The organism is Pseudonocardia sp. (genome assembly GCF_050250275.1).
Classification (GTDB): Bacteria; Actinomycetota; Actinomycetes; order Mycobacteriales; family Pseudonocardiaceae; genus Pseudonocardia.
Genome location: NZ_JBFWOY010000019.1, coordinates 118,462 through 139,548 on the forward strand (window position 1 = coordinate 118,462; position 21,087 = coordinate 139,548).

Below are 21,087 nucleotides of genomic sequence, written 5' to 3' on the forward strand. Positions count from 1 at the left end.
GCACGCCGCGCCGGGAGTCATGGAGGCCCCCGACATGCAGGAACGGCACTTTCCCGCAGTCCAGCTGCGGGAAAGTGCCGTTCCTGACGTTCGGGGAAGCCCCCGGCGCCTACGCCGCCGCAGCGCCCGAGGCGCGGGCGCGCAGCGAGTCCGGCACCCGGAAGCGCTCGCCGTACTTCGTCGCGAACTCGTCGGCACGGGCGACGAAGCCCGCGACGCCACCCGGATAGCCCTCGACGTACTGCACGACGCCGCCGGTCCAGGCCGGGAAGCCGATGCCGAAGATCGAGCCAATGTTGGCGTCGGCATCCGAGGTCAGGACGCCCTCGTCGATGCAGCGCTGCGTCTCCAACGCCTCGATGACCAGCATCCGTTCCGACAGCTCGTGCAGGTCGACGTCGTGGTTCGTCGCGCCGAACTCGGTGCGCAACCCCGGCCACAGCCCGGCCCGCCTGCCGTCGACGTACTCGTAGAACCCGGCGCCGCCGGACTTCCCGGGGCGGCCGAGCTCCACCAGCTTGTCGACGATCGCGTCGGCGGGGTGGGCCACCCACGCGTCGCCGGCCGCGGCCTGCGACTCCTTGCGGATCTTCTGCGGGAGGGTGAGTGTCAGCTCGTCGAGCAGCTGCAGCACCGGCGCGGGATAGCCGGCCTGCGAGGAGGCCTGCTCGACCGTCTGCGGGTCGATGCCCTCGGCCAGCATCGCGACGCCCTCGTTGATGAACGTCCCGATGACCCGGCTGGTGAAGAAGCCGCGGCTGTCGTTGACGACGATCGGGGTCTTGCGCATCCCGAGCGTGACGTCGAAGGCCTTGGCGACGGTCTCGTCGGAGGTCCGCTCGCCGCGGATGATCTCGACGAGCGGCATCTTGTCGACGGGCGAGAAGAAGTGCAGCCCGATGAAGTCGCCGTGGCGGTCGAGGCCGGCGGCGAGCTCGGTGATGGGCAGGGTCGAGGTGTTCGAGCAGAGCAGCGCGTCCGGCTCGACCACCTTCATCGCCTCGCGGAAGACCTCCTGCTTGAGCGCCACCGACTCGAAGACGGCCTCGATGACGATGTCGCAGCCGGCGAGGTCGTTGTAGTCGTCGGTGGGGGTGATGCGCTGCAGCAGCGCCTCGCCCTTCTCCAGCGTGGTCCTGCCGCGCTTCACACCCTTGGCGACCAGCCCCTCCGAGTAGGCCTTCCCCTTCTCGGCGGCCTCCAGGGAGACGTCCTTGAGCACGACGTCCCAGCCCGAGAGCGCGCAGGTGTAGGCGATGCCGGCGCCCATCATCCCGGCGCCGAGGACGGCGACCTTGCGCGGGCGCCACTTCTCGAAGCCGTCGGGGCGGGAGCGGCCGCCGTTGATGGCCTGCAGGTCGAAGAAGAATGCCTTGGTCATGTTCTTCGAGACCTGGCCGACGACGAGCTCGACGAAGTAGCGCGACTCGATGCGCAGCGCGGTGTCGAAGTCGACCTGGGTGCCCTCGACGGCCGCGGCGAGGATGTTGCGCGGGGCGGGCATGGGGGCACCCTTGAGCTGCTTGCGCAGGTTGGCCGGGAACGCGGGCAGGATCGCGGCGAGCTTCGGCTGCGCCGGGGTGCCGCCGGGGACCTTGAAGCCGGGCTTGTCCCAGGGTTGCGCGGCGTCGGGGTTGGCGGCGATCCAGGCCTTCGCCTTCTCCAGCATCTCCTCGGGCGAGGACGCGAGCTCGTCGACGATCCCGATCTGCAGGGCCGCGGCGGGCTTGTGCCGCTGCCCCTGGGCCAGGACCTGCATGAACCCGTTCATGATCCCGAGCATGCGGGTGACGCGGGTGACGCCACCGCCGCCGGGCAGCAGACCCAGCGTCACCTCGGGCAGCCCGTAGATCACGCCGGGTGCGTCGAGGCCGATGCGGTGGTGGCAGGCGAGCCCGATCTCCAGGCCGCCGCCGAGCGCGGTGCCGTTCATGGCGGCGACGACGGGTCGTCCGAGCGTCTCCAGCTTGCGCAGCTGGGCCTTGATCTCGGTGACGTTCTCCATCACGGCGCCCGCGTCGGAAGGCTGCGCCGAGGAGAGGGCATCGAGGTCGCCACCGGCGAAGAACGTCTTCTTGGCGGACGTGATGATCACGCCGACGAGGTCGTCCTTCGCCGCGACGAGCTCGTCGACGACGGTGCCCATGGCGGCCTTGTAGCGGTCGTTCATGGTGTTGGCGCTCTTGCCGGGGTCGTCGAGGGTGACGACGGCGATCCCGTCGGTGCCCTTCTCCCAGCGGACGGCCTGCCGCTCGCTGTTCTCCACAGAGGTCATCTCAGACACGCTCCACGATCGTCGCGATGCCCATGCCGCCGCCGACGCAGAGCGTGGCGAGGCCGCGGCGCAGGTCCCGGCGTTCCAGTTCGTCGACGAGGGTTCCGATGATCATCGCGCCGGTCGCGCCGAGGGGGTGACCCATGGCGATGGCGCCGCCGTTGACGTTGGTGATCTCGTGGGAGATCCCCATGTCGCGCATGAAGCGCAGGGCGACGGCGGCGAAGGCCTCGTTGATCTCGAAGAGGTCGATGTCGTCGACGGTGAGCCCGGCCTTGGCCAGCGCCTTGCGGCTGGCGGGGGCGGGGCCGGTGAGCATGATCGTCGGGTCGGCGCCCGAGAGTGCGGTGGCGACGATCCGGGCCCGCGGCGTCATGCCCGCGGCCTTCCCGGCGGCCTCCGTGCCGATCAGGGTCAGGGCGGCGCCGTCGACGATGCCGGACGAGTTGCCGGCGTGGTGCACGTGGTCGATCTTCTCGACCCAGTGGTAGCGCTGCAGGGCGACGGCGTCGAACCCGCCGTCGGCGCCCATCATCTCGAACGACGGCTTGAGCCCGGCGAGGTTGTCGAGCGTGGTGCCGGCGCGGACGTGCTCGTCGCGCTCCAGGACGGGCAGGCCGTTGCGGTCTCGCACCGGGACGACCGACCGGGCGAAGTACCCGTTCGCCCACGCCTTGGCCGCACGTGTCTGCGACTCGACGGCGAAGGTGTCGACGTCGGTGCGCGAGAAGCCCTCCAGCGTCGCGATGAGGTCGGCACCGATGCCCTGGGGCACGAAGCCGGTGTCGTAGGCGGTCTCGGGGTCCATGGCCCATGCGCCGCCGTCGGAGCCCATCGGGACCCGTGACATGGCCTCGACGCCACCGGCGAGGACCATCTCCTCCATGCCGGAACGCACCTTCTGCGCGGCGGTGTTCACGGCCTCCAGGCCGGAGGCGCAGAAGCGGTTGAGCTGCACGCCGGCGACGGTGTGCGGCAGTCCGGCGGCGATGGCGGCGGCCTTGGCGATGTCGCCGCCCTGGTCGCCGATCGGGGACACGACCCCGAGGACGACGTCGTCGACCGTGGCGGGGTCGAGCCCGGGGAATCGCTCGCGGAGCTCGTGGATCAGGCCCACGACCAGCGAGATCGGTTTGACCTCGTGCAGCGAGCCGGAGGCCTTGCCCCGGCCACGCGGTGTCCGGATCGCGTCGTAGATGTAGGCCTCGGGAATCTGGCTCATGCGGACCTCTCGTCAGCAGGACGGCACTGTCGGCACCATCTTTGTTACAGCAGCACTGTCACATAGGTCAAGGTCGTCGTAGCCTCCTCACATGGCAGTCCCCCCGAAGGAGCAGGCTGAGCTCACGATCGACCAGCTCGCCGAACGCACCGGGATCAGCGTCCGGACGATCCGGTTCTACGCCGGGCGCGGGCTCGTCGGGCCACCCCGGCTGCGCGGCCGCACCGGGCTCTACGGACCCGCACACGTCGCCCGCCTCGACCTCATCGGCGAGATGTCCGCACTCGGCTTCACCCTGGCCGCCATCGAACGCCACCTCGAACGGGTCCCGCACGACACCGGCCCCGAGGACCTCGCCCTGCAGCGGGCACTGCTCGCGCCGTGGGTGCCCGAGCACCTGGAGGACGTCGACCGCGCCGAGCTCGACCGCCGCGCCGGGCGCGCCCTCGACGACGCCGCCGTCGCCGACCTGGAGGCCCTCGGCGTCGTCGAGGTCCTCGACGACGGGACCGTCCGCCTGCACGGAGCACTCGGGCCGGGCCTGGACATGCTCGACTCCGGCCTACCCCCCGAGCTGCTGCGCGACTCGCAGGAGCTGATCGCCAAGCACACGTCGGCACTCGCCGAGGACCTGATGGCCCTGTTCCAACGGCAGATCCTGCAGCCCTACCGCGACGCCGGACGCCCTGCCGCGCAACGGGCCCGACTCGCCGAGACCCTCGCCCGGCTCAAGCCGATCACCGTCCAGGGCGTGGTCGCCGCATTCGGCCGCGCCGTGAACCGCACGATCCGTGACCGCGTCGGATGACGCGCCGAACCGGCTCCCCGGCCCCGCCGCACGCCACGGGGTCAGGCTGCAGGGCGTAGCCAGATGCCGTTGCGCGTCTGAACGAGACCCAGCTGCCGCGGGTCGTGGCACCGTCCGCGGCTGCGGTGCGCGTCCCACAGCGTCGCGTCGTCGAACAGCGCCCCGCAGCCACCCGTGCGCCGGCAGCAGTGCGCGCGGTCGGCGCCCACCCATTCGACGCCGCAGCAGTGCATCCGCAGGATCTCCGTCGCCACGACACTCCCCCGATATCGACTCGAACACATGTTCACACGCGTGTCCCCGACCCGGCAATGCCCGAACGGTGTAGGCACGGCGCAATCGGCGTCGGATACGTTCACCCTGTGGAGGTCCTTCGAGCTGCCGGCGTGTTCGCCGTCCGCGACGGCGAACCAAACCAGTATCGCGAGCACGTCCGGTCCCCCGACCTGTCCGTCGGCACCTACTGCATCCCGGTGGGCGGCAAGGACGGTCAGCACCCGCACGCCGAGGACGAGGTCTACGTGGTCGCGCGCGGCCGGGCGACGCTGCGCTGCGAGGACCGCGAGCACCGGATCGGGCCGGGCAGCGTCGTCTACGTGCCGGCCGGTGAGCCCCATCAGTTCGTCGACGTCAGCGAGGACCTGTCGATCATCGTCGTGTTCTCGCCGCCGGAGGGCGCGCGTGGCTGACACGTTCCTGTTCCCCGTCACGGTCCGCTACCTCGAGGTCGACGCCCAGAACGTCGTCTTCAACGCCTGGTACCTCGCATGGTTCGACGAGGCGATGGCAGCGTTCCTCGCCGACCGCGGCCTGCCGTACAAGCGGATGCTCGACGCCGGGCACGACGTGCAGCTCGTCCGCTCGGAGATCGACTGGCGCTCCGGCGTCGGGTGGGGCGACGACGTCGTCGTCGCCGTGTCGACGGCACGCCTGGGGCGCACCAGCTTCGTCCTCGACTTCGACGTCCGTCGCGGCGAGGAGATCACCTGCGCCGGCCGGACGACGTACGTCGTGATCGGGACCGACGGCTCGGGCAAACGCGCGATCCCGCCGATGCTCGCCGACGCCCTCGGCCCGCCCACCCCGCTGCGTCCCCTGTAGCGCGCCGCTCAGCCCGCCGGGGCCACCCGGTTGCGGACCTCGGGCAGGGCGAGGCGGGTGCCGTCGGGGCCCGGGAACGTCGCGGAGATGACGACCTCGTCGCCGTCCTCGAGATAGGTCCGGGTCTCGCCGCCGGGCAGCGCGACCGGGTCGGCGCCGCCCCACGACAGTTCCAGGAAGCTGCCCCACTGCTCCCGCCGGGCCCCCGACACCGTGCCGGATCCGAGCAGGTCGCCGGGTCGCACCGGCGCGCCGTTCGACGTCATGTGCGTGACGAGCTGCGCGGGCGTCCAGTAGAGGTCGGCGGCGGGCGGCGACGACACGAGCTCGTCACCGAGCCGGATCTCCAGCGTGACGTCGAGGCCGCGGTCGGCCCCGCCACGCAGGTGGGGCAGCGGCTCGGGGTCGCGCGGGGGCGGATCGACCCAGGCCCCCCCGAGCACGTCCAGTGGCGTGACCCAGGCGGACACCGCCGTGGCGAACGACTTGCCCAGCATCGGCCCGAGCGGCCGGGACTCGAACGACTGGACGTCGCGCGCCGACCAGTCGTTGAGGACGACGACGCCGAAGACATGGTCGAGCGCGTCGTCCATGGACACCCGGCCCCGCGCCGGTCCGCCGCAGACGAAACCCAGTTCGGCCTCGACGTCGAGCTCCCGGGTGGGGCCGTAGTCGCCTGCCGCGCGCTGCCCCCACGGCCTCGTGACCGGCGTCCCGCTGACGACGACCGTCCCGGCCCGCCCGTGGTAGCCGACGGGCAGGTGCCGCCAGTTCGGCGCGGTCGTCGAGCTGCCGGGTCGCAGGATCTGCGCGCCGTTGATCGCGTGCTGTTCGCAGGCGTAGAAGTCGACGTAGTCGGCGACCGTGAACGGCAGGATCGGCACGACGCCGCCCCGCGGCAGCAGGTACGGCGCGATCCGCCCGGGATCGGCCAGCCGCTCCGCCAGCCAGCCGACGACGTCCACCCACACGGGCCGCCCCGCGGCGAGCAGCGCGTCGAGGGTGGGGTGGCCGAGCGTCTCGGCGAAGGCGACGTTCTCGGTGGCGGCGAGGGCTCCGACGTCGAGCAGGCCTGCCGGGGTGGGCGCGGCGATCCGCGACGGCCCGGGCCTTCCCGTACCGGCCACCGCCCCGAGCGCGAGCCCCGTCCCGACCGCCGGTGATCCCATGCCTCCAGACGCTAGCGGCCCGGGCCCACCGGATGGGCGATGATCGCTGAAGCGGCCGCCTGCATTCACACCCGGGTGTCCGCGTGGGTGCGTGCGGCACGGCCCCGGGTCAGCGCTTGGTGACGCGCTCCAGGTAGTCGGCGACCCAGCCGTCGGTGGCGCGACGGCTCCAGAGCCGGACGGCGACCTCGTCGTCGGCGGAGTACCGGTCGGCGCGGTCGGCGGCCTCCCGGCGCAACGCGGCCTTGGTGGCGGCGAACGTGTCGGGCGGGACGTCGGCCGCCAGCCCCCGGGCCGCGGTGACCGCCTCGGCGCGCAACGCATCCGGCTCGACGACCTCGTCGACCAGACCGAGGGCGTGGGCCTCGGCGGGTCGGTAGGTGGCTGCGCCCAGCACCATCCGCCGGGCCCCCACCTCACCGACCGCGATCCGCATGGCCTCCAGCGCGATCCGCGGGAACGGCACGCCGACCTTCAGCTCGGGGACACCGATGCGGCCCTTGCCCTCGGCCATGAGGACGACGTCGGCGCACGCGGCGAGGACGCATCCGCCGGCGATGGCGTGCCCGTTGACGGCGACGACGACCGGCTTGGGCAGGTCGAACACGGCGCGGAAGCAGCCGGCGAGGGCGGGCAGGAAACGTTCGACGTACGCCGCCCCGCCGTCGAGGAACCGCTTGAGGTCCACACCCGCGGAGAACGAGCTGCCGCCCGCGGTGAGCACCACGGCTCGGGCAGGGTCGCTCACGAGCCCGCGGAAGGTCTCCGCGATGCCCTCGCACAGTTCGATGTCCATCGCGTTGACCGGCCCGTGGGCCATGGTCAGGATCGCGATCCCGTCGTCGTCGACTCGTTCGATCACCTCCGGAACCTAACCCGCGGGTGCCGCGCCGGACATGAAAGGCTCTGCACGAATCGCGGGTAGGCCCCGCCCTCGACGCCGAGCCCAGGGAGCAGAAGCCATGTCGCAACAGGTCCGCGCGGTCGTCGCCCACAGCAAGGGCGCCCCCGTCACCATCGAGACGATCACCGTCCCCGACCCCGGCCCCGGCGAAGCCGTCGTCACGATCCAGGCCTGCGGGGTCTGCCACACCGACCTGCACTACCGCGAAGGCGGCATCAACGACGACTTCCCCTTCCTGCTCGGCCACGAAGCCGCCGGCATCGTCGAGTCCGTCGGCGACGGCGTCACCGACCTCGCCCCCGGCGACTTCGTCATCCTCAACTGGCGCGCCGTCTGCGGCCAGTGCCGCTCCTGCCGCAAGGGCAAACCGCAGTACTGCTTCAACACCCACAACGCCACCCAGAAGATGACCCTCGCCGACGGCACCGAACTCTCCCCCGCCCTGGGCATCGGCGCCTTCGCCGAGAAAACCCTCGTCGCCGCCGGCCAGTGCACCAAGGTCGACCCCTCCGCCCGCCCCGCCGCCGCCGGGCTGCTCGGCTGCGGCGTCATGGCCGGCATCGGCGCCGCCATCAACACCGGCGGCGTCGGCCGCGGCGACTCCATCGCCGTCATCGGCTGCGGCGGCGTCGGCAACGCCGCCATCGCCGGCGCCCACCTCGTCGGCGCCACCACCATCATCGCCGTCGACGTCGACCCCACCAAGCTGGAATGGGCCAAGGGCTTCGGCGCCACCCACACCGTCAACTCCCGCGACGTCGACGCCGTCGAGGCCATCAAGGAACTCACCGGGGGCAACGGCGCCGACGTCGTCGTCGACGCCGTCGGGCGCCCCGAAACGTTGAAGCAGGCGTTCTTCGCCCGCGACCTCGCCGGCACCGCCGTCCTCGTCGGCGTCCCCACCCCCGACATGACCTTCGACATCCCGATGATCGAGATCTTCGGCCGCGGTGGCGCCACCAAGTCCTCCTGGTACGGCGACTGCCTGCCCTCCCGCGACTTCCCCATGCTCATCGACCTGTACCTGCAGGGCCGGCTCCCGCTGGACAAGTTCGTCTCCGAGGAGATCGGCCTCGACGCCGTCGAGGAGGCCTTCCACCGCATGGAACGCGGCGAGGTCCTCCGCTCGGTGGTGGTCCTCTGATGCCGCCGTCGGGCCCGGTCGACCACGTCGTCACCTCCGGCACGTTCTCCCTCGACGGGGGTACGTGGGAGGTCGACAACAACGTCTGGGTGGTGGGCGACGAGAACGAGGTGATCGTCGTCGACGCGGCGCACGACCTGGAGAAGATCGCGGAGGCGGTCGCGGGCCGCCGCGTCGTCGCCGTGGTGTGCACGCACGCCCACGACGACCACGTCAACCAGGCGCCCCACCTCGCCGACCGGTTCGACGCGCCGATCCTGCTGGCCCCGGCCGAGGCGCCGTTGTGGGACATGACGTGGCCGGACCGCAAACCCGACCGCGAGCTGCACGACGGCGACGTCATCGAGGCGGGTGGGGTGAGCCTGCGGGCGATCACGACGCCGGGCCACTCCCCCGGCTCGACGTGCCTCTACGCCGAGGACCTCGGCACGCTGTTCACCGGCGACACCCTGTTCAGCGGCGGCCCGGGGGCGACGGGACGGTCGTTCTCGTCGTTCGACACGATCATCGACTCGATCCGCGGCCGGCTGCTGACGCTGCCCGGCGACACGGTGGTGCGCACCGGGCACGGCGACTCGACGACGATCGGCGCCGAGCTGCCGCACCTCGAGGAGTGGATCAGCCGGGGTCACTGACCCGGCGGGTGGCGATGGTCGCTGTCGCGGCCATCGCCACTCACGACCCTGACCCCACGTCCTTCTTCTCGCGGCCGCGCGACGATCCCGACGCCGTCGTGACCGCCGACCGGTTCGCGCCCGTCAGCGCACCGGGACGGGGTCGAGGGCCAGGACCGGTCGCTCGGTCGGGCCGTACCAGGCGCGCAGCAAGCGGCCGTCGAGCCGCGCCTGCGGGACCGGGCGGTCGCCCGTGCGGGCCGGCCACGGCGACGCCAGGCTGTGCGCCACGACCTCCTGCACGACGGTGATCGTCGCGTAGGCCGCCGTGGCGACCTGCCGGTCGCCCGGGTCACCGTCGAGCAGCCGCGGTGCGGCCGACCCGCCGATGACCGCATCGCCGCGCAGCACCACGACCCGCGCACCGTCAGCGCGTACGTGCAGCCCGGCGGGGACGACGTCGTCGAGCCGGGCGGCGAGCGCCGAAGCCAGGTCACGTGGAGTCACGTGATCACGGTACGAAGCGAAAGCCCAGGTCGAGGCTCCGTCGCCCGTCATCCACCCTGACGAGCGACCCCCGACCGGAGCCGACGGGTGAACGGCGCGACGATCAGGAGGAACGCGGCACCGGCGCCATGGGCGGCGGCGAAGCCGAACGGGCCGGCGATCGCGCCGAGCCCCACGGCGCCGACGCCGAACCCGGAGTCGAACGCGGCGTTCCACAGGGCGCTCGCCCGGCCGTACCGCGCCCGGCCGCCGAGGGCGAACAGCTGCACCAGCGAGTCGTTCTGCACCATGCCGAACCCGAACCCCACGAGCAGCGCACCCACGACCAGCGCCGCCGCGCCCCCGGCGGTCAGCAGCGACGCGACGACCTCGGCCGCCATCCCGGCCGCAGCGATGAGCACCCCGGGGACCAGCAACCGGCCGCCGACGTCGTGACGGACCACCAGCTCGCCGGCCAGGAATCGTCCGCCGAGTGAACCGGCGGCCGTTGCGAACAGGGCCGCGGTCGCGGCCGCCGCGGAACCGGTGACCGGCAGGAACGTGATGAGCCCGCCCTGGGCGGTCGCGCAGGCGAGCATCGCCAGCAGCGGGCCGCGCTCCCCGCGCCACCCCGGCGAGTCGGGCACCGTCGCGGACCCGGTGGCGACGATGCCGGCGGTCGCCACGTCGGGATCGGCCACCGCGACGGCCCGCCCCGGCCGGTCGAGGCGCAGGACGAGCATCAGCACGGCGCCGAACAGCGGGATCGTGCCGCCGACGAACACCGCGGTGAACCCGATCCACTCGACGACCGCGACCCCCGTCGGCAGCAGGACCAGCAGGGGCAGGCCGACGGCCAGCCCGAACCGGCTCGCGCCGCGGCTGTGCTCGGCAGGGTCGAGGAGCTCGGCGACGAGGGCACTGCCCGCCACGGTGACCATCCCGAACCCGACACCCCGCAACGTCGTCACGGCGAGCACCGGCGCCAGCTCGGACGACAGCGCGAGCAGCGGCGCCGGCGCCCCCATGAACACCATGCCGACGACCAGCACCCAGCGGTGCCCGATCCGGCGCAGCATCCACGGGACGGCGAACTGGGTCGCGACGGTGACGGCCATGAGCACACCGGTCGTGACGCCCGCACCGAACGGGCCCGAACCGCCCTCGGTCACCCACAGCGGGACGATCGGCAGCAGCAGCGAGTAGCCGCCGAACGCCAGCACCGTCGCGACGAGCAGCAGCCAGAACGTGACGCTGTGCAGTCCCGTCCTCACGGGGCGGGCCGCCAGGTTCGTTGCTCGGTGACGACGGCGGTGACGAGGTCGTGCGGGGTGACGTCGAACGCCGGGTTCCAGGCCTGCGTCGACTTCAGGACGGTCCCGGTGCCGAGCACCTCGGCGGGGTCGCGCTCCTCGATCTCGATGGCGTCACCGTCCGGCGTCGCGGCGTCGACGGTCGACTCCGGCGCCGCGACGACGAACGGGATCCCGGCGCGGGCGGCGGCCAGCGCGAGCGGGTACGTGCCGATCTTGTTGGCGACGTCACCGTTGGCGGCGATGCGGTCCGCACCGACGACGACGGCGTCGACGAGCCCGCGGGCGATGATCGACGGACCCGCCCCGTCGACGACGATCCGGTGCGCGACCCCGATCGAGGACAGCTCGACGGCGGTGATGCGGGCGCCCTGCAGCAGCGGGCGGGTCTCGTCGGCGACGACGTGGGCGACGCGGCCGTCGGCGTGCAACGACCGGACCACACCGAGGGCGGTGCCCCACTCCACGCAGGCCAGAGCCCCTGCGTTGCAATGGGTGTGCAGCCGCAGCGGCTCGGCCCCACACAGTTCGCGCAGCAGCGTCGCGCCGCGGTCACCGATGGCGTGGCACGCGGCGATGTCCTCGTCGCGGACGGCGACGGCCTCGGCGAGGACGGCGTCCGGGCCCTGGTCGGCGACGGCGAGCGCGCGGCGGACGCCGACCGACAGGTTGACCGCGGTGGGCCGCGCACCGCCGATGCGGGCCGCGGCGTCGGCGAGGGCGTCGCCGTCGAGGGTGCGCGCGGCGAGCGCCACCCCCAGCGCGCCCGCCACCCCCAGCGCAGGGGCGCCGCGGACGACGAGGCGCCGGATGGCGTCGACCAGCTCGTCGACCGTCGTCACCGAGACGGTGCGCAGGCGTGGCAGAGCGGTCTGGTCGAGCATCTCGATCCGGCCGTCCGCCCAGGAGATCGTGGGGGGCAACACCGGAACAGCCTAGGCTCCCGGTGATGGGCGGCGATTTCGCAGACGAGAGATTTCCCGCCGACCCCTACCCCGGGGCCGTCCCACCGACGTCGTTCGTGCACGTCGAGCGGACTGGCTTCTGGCTGGTCGGGGGCCTGGTCCGGGGCGAGCCGCTCGACAGCTGGCTCGTCGCACGCGGTGCGCCGCCGTCGTCGGTACGGACACCGGTGCTGGCCTACGGGTCGAACCGGAACCCGTCGAAGATCAGCTGGCTGCGGTCGGCGCTGGGCCTCGGCCCCGAGCCGGTCGTCGTGCTGCGGGTACGCACGACCGGGCTGGCCGCGGTGTGGGCGCACGGGCTGCGCGCCCGCGACGGGGCGCGGCCGGCGGTGCTGGCCGCCGCACCGGGCGTCGTCGAGGAGCACGTGGTGTGGCTGGCGACCCGCGCGCAGGTCGCGGTCCTCGACGTGTGCGAGGGCGCCTCCCCCGACGGCGACGGCCGCTACCGGCTGGCCCGGCTCGGCACGGGCGAGGTCCGTACCGAGGACGGCACCCTGGTACCCGAGGTCCACGCCTACGTGGGCAACACCCCGGCGCGCCGCCCGCTGCTCGTCGACGGCGCGATGGTCCGCTGCGCCGACGTCCCCCAGGAGGTCGCCCGCACCCTCACGGGCGACGCGCGCATCCCTCGTGGGCGGGGTCAGACGGTCGACGACACCGACGTCTGGACCGCACCGGGCAGCGGCTTGCCCGCGCTCTCCTTGACGACGAACACCGCCGCCAGCGAGATCACCGACGCCACCGCGAGGTAGACCCCGGGGAAGGCGTTGTTCCCGGTCGCGGTCACGAGCCAGGCGAGGATCGCGGGCGCCGTACCACCGAAGATCGACGTCGAGATGTTGTAGCCGATGGAGAAGCCGCCGTAGCGCACCTCGGTGTCGAACAGCGCGGGCAGCGTGGCCGACATGGTGCCGAGCAGCATCACCAGCAGCAGCGCGAGGATCACGAGGCCGAGGACCGTGCCCCACACGGTCGACGAGTCCAGCAGCAGGAACGCCGGGTACGACAGCAGGATGAACCCGATGCACGACGTCACGATCAGCGGCTTCCGGCCGATCCGGTCGGACAGCGCACCGACCGGGATGATCACGAACATGATCACCAGCATCATGCCGAGCACGTAGAGCAGGGCGGGCGTCGCCTCGAGCTCCAGCGTCGTCTGCAGGTAGGTGGGCATGTAGAACAGCACCGTGTAGACGGCGACGTTGTAGAACAGCACCAGGCCGATGCACACCATGATCGGGCGCCAGTGCTTGGTGAGCACGTCCTTGAGCGGCGAGTCCGAGACCTCGGCCTTCGCCTCCAGCGCCCTGAACGCCGGGGTGTCCTCCAGCTTCGACCGCAGCCACAGCCCGATCAGGCCGAGCGGGCCGGCCACCAGGAACGGGATGCGCCAGCCCCAGGCGTGCATCGCGGCGTCGGACAGCGTCACCTCGAGGATCGTGACCATCCCGGCGGCCAGGACGAACCCGCCGGTGGTGCCGAACTCCAGGAAGCTGCAGTAGAAGCCGCGCTTCTTGTCGGGGGCGTACTCCGCGATGAACGCGGCGGCCCCGCCGTACTCACCGCCTGTCGCGAACCCCTGGACCAGCCGGATCAGGATCAGCAGGACGGGCGCGCCCCACCCGGCGACGGAGAACGTCGGCAGGCAGCCGAGCAGGAAGCTGGCGCCCGACATCGTGACGATCGTCATCGCCAGGACCTTCTTGCGCCCGATGCGGTCGCCGAGGGGGCCGAGCACGATCCCGCCGAACGGGCGGACCAGGTAGGCCACCGCGAACAGGGCCAGTACGAGACCGACGTTGGAGCTGTCGTCGCCGCCGAGGATGCTCGCCGCGATGTAGACGGTCACATAGCTGTAGATGCCGTAGTCGAACCACTCGACGAGGTTGCCCATCGCCGCGGCGCCGACCGCCTTGCGGACGGTCGCCTCCGGTATCTCGCTGTGTTCGGGACCGTCCTGCGTCTGCTGCGCGCCGGTCGTGGTCATGCCCCACCTCCCGAGAGCCACCGACGGACGGCGACTGTCACCCGCAACCGGGAGCAGACCGGGGCGCCACGGGGCGACGGAGCCGGACCTGTTCGACGGCCGGACGCCACTCGGCCGAGCGGCACCGCGGAGGGCTACCCCGTTCGGCCCCGGCCCACACGTCCGATCGGGAAGAAGTCCGTCAGGAACCGGCGCCGGGGCGCAACGCGGCCGGCGCGGCCGCCACGGCACCCGCGGGCAACGGGATCCGGTAGAGGCGGGCGGCGTTGCCACCGAGGATGGCGTGGCGGCCCATGTCGTCGAGATCGGCGTACCGGTCACACAGCTCGGCGGGGAACCGGAACTCGACGAGCTCGCGCACCAGCCGGGCGGGCCGGATCAGCGGATACCCGCTGCCGAACAGCATGCGGTGCACCCCGAACGCCTCCAGCAGCGAACCGAACGCGCGGGCGGCCTCCACCCGGTGCAGCCGCAGTCCCGCGAGCAGCTCGGTGAGCAGGACGTGCACGTTGGGCAGCCGCGCCAGCCGGCACAGGCTCGCCGTCGGCATGCACGCGGCACCGAGGACGAACTGCACCCGTGGCAGTGCGGCGGCCAGGTCGCGCAGCTGGGTGGGATCGAACCCGCCCTGGCCCGCCGACCGGTCGGGCGAACGAACCGGCAGCGCCGACCCGGCGCGGACGGGGTGGGCCCAGTCGGGCCAGCGGCGCGGGCGGGCGGCCGCGGCGGCGACGTCGGCGCGTCGCGGGATGGCCCAGCCGGGCACCCCCGGCCAGGACGGTGTCGACGGGCCGACCCCGAGGTGGACGACGGTCGCGCCCGACTGCTCGGCGCGCGCCAGGACCCGGCGCAGCCACGGCTCCCCCAACGGGATCCGCGCGCCGGGGCGGTGGGCGGGTGCGAGGTGCAGGCCGCGCAGGTCGGCGTTGCGGACCCGGGCCGCGAGGCCCCGCGCGCCCGCCGAACCCAGCGCCGGGTCGACCTCGCCTGCGAGCACGAACCGCCCCGGGAACTCCTCGGCGAGCTCGGCGTGCCAGGCCGTCGGGCTGAACCCGAGGACGAACAGGTCGTCGAGCGTGAGCGGTTGCAGCACCGCCCGGTCGACGTGCCCGCCGATGACGTCGGCACGCAGGCCGTCGCTGGTGACGCGGGCGAACTCGTCGGCATCGACGGCGTTGGGCTGGCGGTCGAGGAGCCGGTGCCGCCGGTAGAGCTCGGCGACATAGGCCTCCCCGGAGGGACCCGCCTGGTTGGAGGGGCTCCCGTCCCACGCGTGCACCTGGGCGTCGACGACCATGAAGTCGGCGGTCGCGCTGCGGTACATCGTGTGGTCTCCTCCCCGCCGCTCGGTTCTCACCTCGCGCCCCTTCCGCCCCGGTGCCGGGCACCGGGGCGGATCGGGGCGGGTCAGCGCATCAGGCGTCAGCCCATCGACGGACCGAGGCCCAGGGACTGCGGGGTGCTGGAGTCGGGCGAGGGCTGCGGGATGCCGTCGTCGAGGGGGCCGTACTCGGTCATCAGCGCCTTGTTCCACGGCGTCTGCTCCTCGGCCACCAGGGAGTTGGTGGTGAGGATCAGGCCCGCGACCGAGGCGCCGTTCTGCAGCGCCGAGCGCACGACCCGGAGCGGGTCGATGATGCCCATCTCGATCATGTTGCCGTAGCGGCCCTCGAGTGCGTCGAAGCCCTCGTCGACCCCGAGGTCGGTGACCTGCTTGACGACGTCGGCACCCTCGTAGCCGGCGTTCGTGGCGATGAGGTGCACCGGCTCGGTGAGCGCGCGCCGCACGATCTCGACACCGATCTGGTAGTCACCGGTCACCGACAGGCCGTCGAGGACGGACTCGGAGTGCAGCAGCGCCGACCCACCGCCCGCGACGATGCCCTCGGCCATCGCGGCCCGCGTGGCCTGCAGCGAGTCGTCGACGCGGTGGCGGATCTCCTTGAGCTCGGCGTTCGTCGGCGCGCCGACGGAGATGATCGCCGCCTTGCCGGACAGCCGGGCGATGCGGTCGGACAGCCAGTCCTCGTCGGTGCCGATCGTGGCGCGCGACAGCTCGGCGCGCAGCTGCGAGAGCCGGCGCTCGACCGACTCCTTGGCGCCCTGGCCGCCGATGATCGCGGTGTTCTCGTTGTCGGCGCGGACCTGCGTGGCACGGCCGAGGTGCTCCAGGCCGATCTGCTCGAGCGAGAACGACGACGCCTTGGAGTGGACCTTCGCGCCGGTCAGCGCGGCCATGTCCTCCAGCAGGTGCACGCGCTTCTCACCGAAGCCGGGGGCCTGGATGGCGGTGACCTTGAGGTGGCCGTTGACGTGGTTGTGCACCAGCATCTGGAGGGCCGTGCCCTCGACCTTCTCGGCCACGATGACCAGCGGCTTCGGGTCGCGCATGACGCGCTCGAGCATCGGCATCAGCTGGCGGACGTCGGTGATCTTCTCCGCCGACAGCAGGATGTACGGGTCGTCGAGGACGGCGAGCATCTCACCCGGGTTGGTCACCAGGTACGGCGAGATGTAGCCGTTGTCGAACTCGAAGTCCTCGACGAAGTTGACCTCCAGGCCGAGGACATTGCCGTCGTCGACCGAGATCACGCCGTCGTCGCCGACGGTGTAGAGCGTCTTCGCGATGACCGTGCCGATCGAGTCGTCGTCGTTGGCGGAGATGGCCGCGACGCGCGACAGGTGCTCGAGGCTGTCGACCGGGTGCGCGACCCGCGCCAGGTGCTCCACGATCGCCGCGACGGCCATGTCGATGCCGCGCTTGACCAGCACGGGGTTACCACCCGCGGTGATAGCCTTCATGCCCTCGCGGACGATGGCCTGCGCCATGACCGTCGCCGTCGTCGTACCGTCGCCGACGATGTCGTTGGTCTTGATCGCGGCTTCCTTGAGGATCTGCGCGCCCATGTTCTCGAACGGGTCACGCAGGTAGATCTCGCGCGCAATGGTCACACCGTCGTTGGTGACCTCGGGCGTCCCGGTGATCTTCTCCAGAATGACGTTGCGACCCTTGGGACCCAACGTGGACTTCACGGCCTCGGCGAGTTGGTCGACGCCTGCCTTCAGCAGGTCGCGAGCTTCCTGTCCGAACTTCAGTTCCTTGGCCACGAGGCCCTCCTGGACTCAAAATCTCTACAGCTGCGCGGGTGGGTAGAGCGGGGTGACGCGGCCCGGGTCGCCGGCCGCACCGGCGTGCGCGGTCGGCGACCCGGGGACGGGGAGAGGTCCCGATTCGCGACTAGCGCGAGACCTCGGGCGGGAGCATGTCGCCGATGAACTCGGCCGCTTCCTCCAGGTTGCCGAACATGACGGTCCGGTCATCCATGTGGATCATCTTGCCGTAGTGCGTGGACATGTTCTCTTCGAACTCGGCGGCGTCGTAGAAGCCGGGCTCCTCGCCGAGCGCCTCGGAGATCTCGTCGTAGACGAAGTCCATCCGGCCCACGCAGTCGACCCGGATCATCGAAGGGAGCTGCGTCACGGTGACGTTCTCCTGCTTCGACATGACGTCCGCGACGACGACCCCGACCTGGTTGTTCATCAGGGTGACGCCGGCCTTACCGGACGCGGTGTTGTCGGCCTTGAACGGGCTTTCTGCGGTCTTGAAACTGGTCACAGGTTCAGCTCCTTCGGGGCTTCCAGTCCGAGGTCGGAGACGATTCCGGCGAACCGGTTCTTGGCGCGGTCGAGGCTGTCCTCGAAACGCGGGGGCTTGGCGTCGGGCAGCGACCAGATCGGCTGCAGGGTGCGAGCCGCCTCGAGCGCCTGCGGCACCCAGTGCGACAGCCAGCCCTGCATGAGCGCCTTGTTGTGGTCGGCGAACTCACGGTCCTGCGTGAGCGGACCGAAGCAGGCCTGGGTCCAGCGCAGGTCGCGCTGGGCGAAGTCGTACTCGGCGGCACCCATCACCGTCGGGGTCACGAAGTCGCCATTGCCGGCCGCAGCCTGCATGACCAGGTTCGACCGGAACAGCTCACCGAGCAGCGGCTCGAAGACGACGTTCGCGGCGAACATCATCTCGCCCCAGTCGTCGTCGACAGCCGTGAGCGCCTCGGTCACCTTGCGGACGCCCTGCCACGCCTCGTCGTTGTTCCAGGCGTCGAGGTGCGCGGTGCCGTCGAAGCCCTCGACCTCCTCGCTCAGGGTCAGGTTGTAGAGCGCGAGGTCCTGGGCGAACCGGATCTTGTGCATGCTGTTCACCGCGATGGCGGTGTTGTGCATGTTGGTCGGCGCCGACCGGTTGCACGCAGCGAACACGTACAGACCGAGGATGTGCTCGACGTGCATCCACGCGCCGACGTTGCGCTCGACGAACTGGACCCAGTTGGGGGTCCACTGGTCGAACGCCTTGGCGACCCGGGCGTTCTCGATGTTCTGGTTGACCTGGCGGACGACGTTCGCGTTGTAACGGTAGAACGTCATCTCCCATTCTTCGTTGGGGTCACGGAACTCGTGCCAGCCGTGGGCCGGCCAGTCCGCGACGTGACGCCCGCCGGAGCCAGGGCCGCGCTCGGGCTCCGGCTCGTCGACGCCCCAGGCCTTCAGCTTCGTCCAGGTCAGCGGGTAGCCGCGGGAGCCGTCAGCGAACCCGTAGATCCACCCCTGGGAGAGGTAGTGCCGCGGGTCCGGCTGGACGTCAACAGTGACGTCCTCGTAGTGCGTCTGCTTGCGCTTCGCAGGCTTGTAGTAGTTGTAGCGACGCGCGCTCGCGCTGGAGTCGGGGAATTCCTGAGCGCCGGCCTCGGCGTCGGTGAAAGTAGGCTTCGGAACACTGCGTTCCGGACGTTGAGTGGTCGTCATTGGCCGTCCTCGCCTCCTTGTTCACCGGTGGTGGTGAACTTGTCGTAGAAGATGTTCTGCTCGGGCACGCCGAGTGCCTCGAGCACCGGGATCGCCGCGTCCACCATCGGCGGCGGTCCACAGACATAGGCGTCCCGCCCGGACAGGCTCGACTCGAGCCGCTTCACCACATCGGTGATCAGCCCGACCTCGCCGTTCCAGTCGTCGCCGTCCGCCGGCTCCGACAAGGCTGGGACGTACCGGAAGTTCGGGAGTCGGTCCTCGAGCTCCCGAAGATCCTTCTCGAAACACAGGTCCCGCTGCCCACGAGCCCCGTAGTAGAAGACGGCCTCACGCTCGACCCCACGATCCGCCATCGAACGCAGCAGACCCAGAACCGGAGCCAGCCCCGCCCCGCCACCGACGAAGATCAGCGGCGAGGAGCGGCTTTCGCGCAACGTGAAGGTCCCGAAGGGACCCTCGACGTCGAGCCGGTCGCCGACCGAGACCTTTGTTGCGAGGAACTCCGAGAACAGCCCGTCGGGGTAGATCTTGATGACGAACTCGAAGTGTCCCTCGCGGCCCGGAACGTTGGCCATGGAGAACGAGCGGCTCTCCTCGGTACCGGGCACCATGATGTCGAGGTACTGCCCGGGGAAGAACTTGATCTCCTCGGGCTCGATGAGCTTGAGCACGAGATGCCGCATGTCGTGGGTGACGGCCTCGTTGGAGACCACCTCCGCGACGCCCTTCTTCAGCGGCAGTCCACTCCGGATGATCTCCTCGTCGTAGTTGAGGAGCTCGATCACCAGATCCTCGTACGCGTGGGCCCGGCACAGGAGGGTCTGGCCCTCCTCCTTCTCGTAGTCCGGGAGCGCGAACGTCGAGTACGAGTCGTAGTCGATGTCCTCGCCCTCGAGCACGAAGGACTTGCAGGCGGCGCACTGACCTTCCTTGCAGCCGTGCATGAGCTGGACGCCCTGCTCGGCGGCGGCACGAAGGATGTTCTGGTCCTCGTCGACCTCGATCTCGATGCCCACCGGCTCGAACCGCACGATGTGCTTGTTACCCATGACTTCCTTTACCGGTCGACCAGCTACATGTACTGAACACGGCCTGGCAGAGGAAGGGCCGACGGTGGCGCCGCCGGCCCTTCCCCCTCACCTGACCCGCGCTCAGGCGTTCTCAGGTGCCGGTCGTCCGGCGGGGCCCTGACGGATGTAGTCGGCGTGGAACGCCGCCTTACCGGCGTCGTCCATCTCGTTGAGCAGCACGTTCGGGCTGCCCAGCGGAGGACAACGACGCATGTGGTCCAGAGTCCACATCTTGCTGGGGTCGAGGTTCAGATGCGGCTGGGCCGTCATCGTCTTGCCGTCGTCCCGAACGAAGCCCATGTCGGAAACGACATCGGCCCAGTTCCAGCCGTGGTACAGGGTCTCCCACTCGCGGTGGCCGACCAGGCGACCCATGTTCGGGGTCTCGCGCCCCTGGTACGTCGGGCGGAAGGCCTCGACGTCCGTCCAGCGGCAGACCTCGTGGCAGTACGTACGGGTGACCCCGTCGACGTCGGCCATGACCATGTCCTCACGGACCAGACACGGGACCATGCAGGTCCAGCAGCGGGCCGGGTAGACGTAGTCCACGTCCTCGAAGACGATCGGGTTGTGCCCGTTCGGAACGGCGAGGCGGTTGTAGTTCTCCCACCACTTGCCGTACTTGTCGTACCAGCCCGGGTACTTGTACTCGAACCACTCGAAGTCCTCGTCGGTCATGCCGTCGATACGCCAGTAGTTGGCGAGCCAACCGGTGGCGAAGAACTGCGCGACCTCGTGGACGTAGCCCTTCTCCCAGATCTGCTTCCACGACTCTTCGATCAAGTCGTGCGGGATGACCAGGCCGTACTTCTCGAGCGGGATCAGGTACGCACGGTAGTAGTCGTCGTAGATCCAGCGGCGCCACATCTCCGCGTAGGACTCGCGGTCCTTGCGGCGGTCCTTCGTGCCGTACTCGATGAAGGTACCGATGGCGGCGTCGACGACGCGGTGGTTGTTCCACCACGCGTAGCGCAGGTCGCGCTCGAGCAGCTGGCGGTTGTCCTCGTCCGACAGCGCCATGAGCAGGGTGGCGTAGCCGTTGGAGATGTGCCGCGACTCGTCGGACTGCACCGAGTGGAAGACCGTCGGCAGCAGGTAGTTGTACTGCTCGGTGACGTTGGTGCAGCGGGTGATCGGGGGCTGGTTACCGAGCGCGGTGTGAGGCCGGTGATGGTTGTAGTGGTGCAGCCATGCTGGCAGCGCCTTGCGGCGTGCGCGTTCTG

At 71.0% G+C, this 21,087-nt stretch carries 20 protein-coding genes and 1 pseudogene; 6 read left to right on the forward strand and 15 right to left on the reverse strand.

What is annotated here, in order from left to right; all coding sequences use genetic code 11:
- Positions 1 to 109 precede the first annotated feature (109 nt).
- Both AB7F12_RS18405 and AB7F12_RS18410 read right to left on the reverse strand, forming a co-directional pair.
- Positions 110 to 2,275, reverse strand: a complete 2,166-nt coding sequence (locus AB7F12_RS18405; protein WP_428501509.1) for a 3-hydroxyacyl-CoA dehydrogenase NAD-binding domain-containing protein — start codon at positions 2,273 to 2,275, stop codon at positions 110 to 112.
- Between the two features lies 1 nt (position 2,276).
- Positions 2,277 to 3,497 carry an acetyl-CoA C-acetyltransferase gene (locus tag AB7F12_RS18410; RefSeq protein WP_428501510.1) on the reverse strand — a complete coding sequence of 407 codons (1,221 nt, stop codon included), beginning with the start codon at positions 3,495 to 3,497 and terminating at the stop codon, positions 2,277 to 2,279.
- A gap of 91 nt (positions 3,498 to 3,588) precedes the next feature.
- Between AB7F12_RS18410 and AB7F12_RS18415 the strand changes: the two genes are divergently transcribed.
- Complete coding sequence (locus AB7F12_RS18415) at positions 3,589 to 4,305, forward strand: MerR family transcriptional regulator (RefSeq protein ID WP_428501511.1); 717 nt, start codon at positions 3,589 to 3,591, stop codon at positions 4,303 to 4,305.
- A gap of 41 nt (positions 4,306 to 4,346) precedes the next feature.
- Here the strand turns inward: AB7F12_RS18415 and AB7F12_RS18420 are convergent, their stop codons facing one another.
- Positions 4,347 to 4,559: a hypothetical protein gene (locus AB7F12_RS18420; protein WP_428501512.1), complete on the reverse strand. Its 213-nt coding sequence runs from the start codon at positions 4,557 to 4,559 to the stop codon at positions 4,347 to 4,349.
- Positions 4,560 to 4,667: 108 nt separating this feature from the next.
- Here AB7F12_RS18420 and AB7F12_RS18425 point away from each other — a divergent pair, with 108 nt between their 5' ends.
- Both AB7F12_RS18425 and AB7F12_RS18430 read left to right on the forward strand, forming a co-directional pair.
- Positions 4,668 to 4,994, forward strand: a complete 327-nt coding sequence (locus AB7F12_RS18425) for a cupin domain-containing protein (protein WP_428501513.1) — start codon at positions 4,668 to 4,670, stop codon at positions 4,992 to 4,994.
- Complete coding sequence (locus tag AB7F12_RS18430) at positions 4,987 to 5,406, forward strand: acyl-CoA thioesterase (RefSeq protein ID WP_428501514.1); 420 nt, start codon at positions 4,987 to 4,989, stop codon at positions 5,404 to 5,406. The genes AB7F12_RS18425 and AB7F12_RS18430 overlap by 8 nt, the downstream gene beginning before the upstream one ends.
- An 8-nt stretch (positions 5,407 to 5,414) precedes the next feature.
- Here the strand turns inward: AB7F12_RS18430 and AB7F12_RS18435 are convergent, their stop codons facing one another.
- Positions 5,415 to 6,575, reverse strand: a complete 1,161-nt coding sequence (locus AB7F12_RS18435) for a fumarylacetoacetate hydrolase family protein (protein ID WP_428501515.1) — start codon at positions 6,573 to 6,575, stop codon at positions 5,415 to 5,417.
- Positions 6,576 to 6,684: 109 nt separating this feature from the next.
- A complete protein-coding gene (locus AB7F12_RS18440; RefSeq protein ID WP_428501516.1) occupies positions 6,685 to 7,437 on the reverse strand; it encodes an enoyl-CoA hydratase/isomerase family protein in 753 nt (250 codons plus the stop codon).
- A gap of 100 nt (positions 7,438 to 7,537) precedes the next feature.
- Here AB7F12_RS18440 and AB7F12_RS18445 point away from each other — a divergent pair, with 100 nt between their 5' ends.
- Both AB7F12_RS18445 and AB7F12_RS18450 read left to right on the forward strand, forming a co-directional pair.
- The gene (locus tag AB7F12_RS18445; RefSeq protein WP_428502661.1) at positions 7,538 to 8,623 is read left to right on the forward strand and encodes an S-(hydroxymethyl)mycothiol dehydrogenase; all 1,086 of its coding nucleotides are present in this window, start codon (positions 7,538 to 7,540) and stop codon (positions 8,621 to 8,623) included.
- Positions 8,623 to 9,258 carry an MBL fold metallo-hydrolase gene (locus AB7F12_RS18450; protein ID WP_428502657.1) on the forward strand — a complete coding sequence of 212 codons (636 nt, stop codon included), beginning with the start codon at positions 8,623 to 8,625 and terminating at the stop codon, positions 9,256 to 9,258. The genes AB7F12_RS18445 and AB7F12_RS18450 overlap by 1 nt, the downstream gene beginning before the upstream one ends.
- Before the next feature lie 123 nt (positions 9,259 to 9,381).
- On the opposite strand, the gene AB7F12_RS18455 is transcribed toward AB7F12_RS18450, so the two are convergent.
- Genes AB7F12_RS18455 through mtnA form a run of 3 tightly spaced genes read right to left on the reverse strand, consistent with a single transcriptional unit; the run spans position 9,382 to position 11,959 of the window.
- Positions 9,382 to 9,744 (reverse strand): hypothetical protein, encoded by a 363-nt coding sequence (locus AB7F12_RS18455; protein WP_428502656.1) that lies wholly within the window; start codon positions 9,742 to 9,744, stop codon positions 9,382 to 9,384.
- Positions 9,745 to 9,791: 47 nt separating this feature from the next.
- On the reverse strand, positions 9,792 to 10,997 hold the full coding sequence (locus AB7F12_RS18460) for an MFS transporter (protein WP_428502654.1): 1,206 nt from the start codon (positions 10,995 to 10,997) through the stop codon (positions 9,792 to 9,794).
- Positions 10,994 to 11,959 (reverse strand): S-methyl-5-thioribose-1-phosphate isomerase, encoded by a 966-nt coding sequence (mtnA, locus tag AB7F12_RS18465; protein ID WP_428502660.1) that lies wholly within the window; start codon positions 11,957 to 11,959, stop codon positions 10,994 to 10,996. The genes AB7F12_RS18460 and mtnA overlap by 4 nt, the downstream gene beginning before the upstream one ends.
- A gap of 26 nt (positions 11,960 to 11,985) precedes the next feature.
- Here mtnA and AB7F12_RS18470 point away from each other — a divergent pair, with 26 nt between their 5' ends.
- The gene (locus AB7F12_RS18470; protein ID WP_428502653.1) at positions 11,986 to 12,753 is read left to right on the forward strand and encodes a gamma-glutamylcyclotransferase; all 768 of its coding nucleotides are present in this window, start codon (positions 11,986 to 11,988) and stop codon (positions 12,751 to 12,753) included.
- Here the strand turns inward: AB7F12_RS18470 and AB7F12_RS18475 are convergent.
- The 7 genes and pseudogenes from AB7F12_RS18475 to AB7F12_RS18505 form a co-directional block, all read right to left on the reverse strand.
- Positions 12,642 to 13,991, reverse strand: a complete 1,350-nt coding sequence (locus AB7F12_RS18475) for an MFS transporter (RefSeq protein WP_428516925.1) — start codon at positions 13,989 to 13,991, stop codon at positions 12,642 to 12,644. The genes AB7F12_RS18470 and AB7F12_RS18475 overlap by 112 nt on opposite strands.
- A 181-nt stretch (positions 13,992 to 14,172) precedes the next feature.
- Positions 14,173 to 15,315 (reverse strand): amidohydrolase family protein, encoded by a 1,143-nt coding sequence (locus AB7F12_RS18480; RefSeq protein ID WP_428502675.1) that lies wholly within the window; start codon positions 15,313 to 15,315, stop codon positions 14,173 to 14,175.
- A gap of 98 nt (positions 15,316 to 15,413) precedes the next feature.
- Positions 15,414 to 17,099 (reverse strand): chaperonin GroEL, encoded by a 1,686-nt coding sequence (gene groL, locus AB7F12_RS18485; RefSeq protein WP_428502674.1) that lies wholly within the window; start codon positions 17,097 to 17,099, stop codon positions 15,414 to 15,416.
- A 130-nt stretch (positions 17,100 to 17,229) separates the two neighbouring features.
- The gene (gene mimD / locus AB7F12_RS18490; RefSeq protein WP_428502673.1) at positions 17,230 to 17,607 is read right to left on the reverse strand and encodes a propane 2-monooxygenase effector subunit MimD; all 378 of its coding nucleotides are present in this window, start codon (positions 17,605 to 17,607) and stop codon (positions 17,230 to 17,232) included.
- Complete coding sequence (locus tag AB7F12_RS18495; RefSeq protein ID WP_428502672.1) at positions 17,604 to 18,791, reverse strand: aromatic/alkene monooxygenase hydroxylase subunit beta; 1,188 nt, start codon at positions 18,789 to 18,791, stop codon at positions 17,604 to 17,606. The genes mimD and AB7F12_RS18495 overlap by 4 nt, the downstream gene beginning before the upstream one ends.
- Complete coding sequence (locus AB7F12_RS18500) at positions 18,788 to 19,843, reverse strand: FAD-binding oxidoreductase (protein ID WP_428516927.1); 1,056 nt, start codon at positions 19,841 to 19,843, stop codon at positions 18,788 to 18,790. Before AB7F12_RS18500 ends, AB7F12_RS18495 begins: the two co-directional genes overlap by 4 nt.
- A 1,122-nt stretch (positions 19,844 to 20,965) precedes the next feature.
- Positions 20,966 to 21,087 (reverse strand): annotated as a pseudogene (locus AB7F12_RS18505) (integrase core domain-containing protein); the annotation flags it as partial.

Excerpts from the sequence above, each read along its gene's own strand:
- AB7F12_RS18495 (WP_428502672.1), bottom strand. The coding sequence starts at position 18,791 with ATGACGACCACTCAACGTCCGGAACGCAGTGTTCCGAAGCCTACTTTC.
- AB7F12_RS18480 (WP_428502675.1), bottom strand. The coding sequence starts at position 15,315 with ATGTACCGCAGCGCGACCGCCGACTTCATGGTCGTCGACGCCCAGGTG.
- AB7F12_RS18415 (WP_428501511.1), top strand. The coding sequence starts at position 3,589 with ATGGCAGTCCCCCCGAAGGAGCAGGCTGAGCTCACGATCGACCAGCTC.
- AB7F12_RS18475 (WP_428516925.1), bottom strand. The coding sequence starts at position 13,991 with ATGACCACGACCGGCGCGCAGCAGACGCAGGACGGTCCCGAACACAGC.
- AB7F12_RS18435 (WP_428501515.1), bottom strand. The coding sequence starts at position 6,575 with ATGGGATCACCGGCGGTCGGGACGGGGCTCGCGCTCGGGGCGGTGGCC.
- AB7F12_RS18450 (WP_428502657.1), top strand. The coding sequence starts at position 8,623 with ATGCCGCCGTCGGGCCCGGTCGACCACGTCGTCACCTCCGGCACGTTC.
- AB7F12_RS18470 (WP_428502653.1), top strand. The coding sequence starts at position 11,986 with ATGGGCGGCGATTTCGCAGACGAGAGATTTCCCGCCGACCCCTACCCC.
- AB7F12_RS18405 (WP_428501509.1), bottom strand. The coding sequence starts at position 2,275 with ATGACCTCTGTGGAGAACAGCGAGCGGCAGGCCGTCCGCTGGGAGAAG.
- AB7F12_RS18445 (WP_428502661.1), top strand. The coding sequence starts at position 7,538 with ATGTCGCAACAGGTCCGCGCGGTCGTCGCCCACAGCAAGGGCGCCCCC.
- AB7F12_RS18410 (WP_428501510.1), bottom strand. The coding sequence starts at position 3,497 with ATGAGCCAGATTCCCGAGGCCTACATCTACGACGCGATCCGGACACCG.
- AB7F12_RS18500 (WP_428516927.1), bottom strand. The coding sequence starts at position 19,843 with ATGGGTAACAAGCACATCGTGCGGTTCGAGCCGGTGGGCATCGAGATC.